This is a genomic window from Longimicrobiaceae bacterium (assembly GCA_035936415.1).
GTDB lineage: Bacteria > Gemmatimonadota > Gemmatimonadetes > Longimicrobiales > Longimicrobiaceae > JAFAYN01.
In genome coordinates, this window is record DASYWD010000311.1 from 1 (window position 1) to 1,961 (window position 1,961).

The following is a 1,961-nucleotide window of genomic DNA, read 5'->3' on the forward strand; positions in this document are numbered from 1 at the left end:
GGCGGGGGGCGCGTCGGGGGCGGTGAGGCGGTCGCGGTACGCGCGCGCCAGCTCCCGGAGCGCCCCCTCGCTGCGCGCGGAGACGGGGAGGAGGAGCGTGCGCTCCCCGTCCTCCGCGGGCGCCTCGTCGACGTCCCCGTCGGCCGGCGCCTCCTCCACGATCACGTGGGCGTTGGTCCCGCTGATCCCGAACGAGCTGACGCCGGCCACGCGCGGCTCGCCGCCCGCGGGCCAGGGCTCCGCCGCGGAGGGCACCCGCACCGGTGCGCTCCAGTCGATCATGGGGTTCCCCTCGCGGAAGTGCAGGTGCGGCGGGATCTCGGCGTGGCGGAGCGCCAGCACCGCCTTGATCAGCCCGGCGATCCCGGCCGCGGCCTCGGTGTGGCCCAGGTTGGTCTTCACCGAGCCCACCCACAGGGGGCGGTCCGCCGGGCGGCCGCGGCAGAGCGCCCCGGCCAGGGCGCGCAGCTCGATGGGGTCGCCCAGCGGGGTCCCGGTGCCGTGCGCCTCCACGTAGCCCACGCGGAGCGGGTCGATCCCCGCGCCCGCCACGGCCTCCTCGACCAGCCGCCGCTGCGCTTCGCCGCTGGGAACGGTGATCCCCCCGCTGGCGTCGCCGTCGTGGTTCACCGCGGAGCCGCGGATCACGGCCAGCACCCGGTCGCCGTCGCGCCGCGCGTCGGCGAGGCGCTTGAGGACGACGACCCCGCACCCCTCGCCCCGCACGTAGCCGTCTGCCGCCGCGTCGAAGGTCTTGCAGCGCCCGTCCGGGGCCAGCGCCCGGGAGCGGGAGATGGTGGAGGTGACCTCCGGGGCCAGGAGCACGTTGGCCCCGCCCGCGAGCGCGGCGTCGCACTCCCCCGCGCGCAGCGCGCGGCAGGCCAGGTGCACCGCCACCAGCGACGACGAGCACGCCGTGCTCACCGCCAGGCTGGGCCCCTGCAGCCCCAGCAGGTGCGAGACGCGCCCGGAAAGGAAGCTGGGGAAGTTCCCGGTGATGGTGTGGAAGTCGAAGCCCGCCGCGTTCCCCGCGGCCACCTGCCGCGTCTGGTAGTCGCCGGCGGCGATCCCCACGTACACGCCGCAGCGGGTGCCGGCCTGCGCCGTGGGGTCCATCCCCGCGTCCTCCAGCGCCTCCCAGCTCACCTCCAGGAGGAGCCGCTGCTGCGGGTCCATGGCCTCCGCCTCGCGCGGGGCGATGGAGAAGAACTGCGCGTCGAAGCGGTCGATCCCGTCCAGGAACGAGCCCCACCGGGAGACCGACTTCCCCGGCGCGTCCGGGTCCGGGTCGTAGTGGGCGTCCGCGTCCCAGCGGTCCGGCGGGACCTCGGTGACGGCGTCCACGCCGTCGCGCAGCAGGCGCCAGAAGGCCGCGGGCGAGTCCGCGCCCCCCGGGAAGCGGCACCCCATCCCCACGATGGCGATCGGCTCCGCCGCGGCGCGCTCGGCGGCCTCCGCCCGAGCGCGCAGGCGCTGGATGGTGCCCAGCGCCTGGCGAAGGCGCGTGGCGTACTCCGCCGCGTCCGTGCTACCGCTCATCTCGCTCCCTCCCCTTACTCGTTGATGGCTTCCAGCTCGCGGTCGAACAGGGCGAGCAGCTCGTCCTCGTCCAGCGCTTCCAGCTCGTCGGCGGGCGCCTCCGCGGCCGGGGCGGCAGGGGCCTCCGGGAGCAGCTCGGCCAGGAGGAAGCCGGCGAGCGCGCCCACGGTGGGGTGGTCGAAGGCGAGGGTGGAGGGGAGCCCGCGCCCGAGCGCGGCCTCCAGCCGGTTGCGCAGCTCCACCGCCTGCAGCGAGGTCATCCCCATCTGGAAGAAGCCCTGCTCCGGCCGGATGGAGCCCGGCTCCTCCACCCCCAGCACCCCGGCCAGCTCCTCCTGGAGCTGCCGCACCAGCACGCCGCGGCGGCGGGCCGGCGGGGCGTCCTCCAGCGCGGCGGCCAGCGCCGAGCGGCGCCGCTCTCC

Annotated in this window: 2 protein-coding genes; both read right to left on the bottom strand. The window is 77.0% G+C overall.

What is annotated here, in order from left to right; translation table 11 throughout:
• On the bottom strand, nt 1-1,539 hold a 1,539-nt coding region (locus tag VGR37_12890), incomplete at its 3' end, for a polyketide synthase (protein HEV2148294.1).
• A 14-nt stretch (nt 1,540-1,553) separates the two neighbouring features.
• A partial coding sequence (locus tag VGR37_12895) for an acyl carrier protein (GenBank protein ID HEV2148295.1) occupies nt 1,554-1,961 on the bottom strand: 408 nt, incomplete at its 5' end.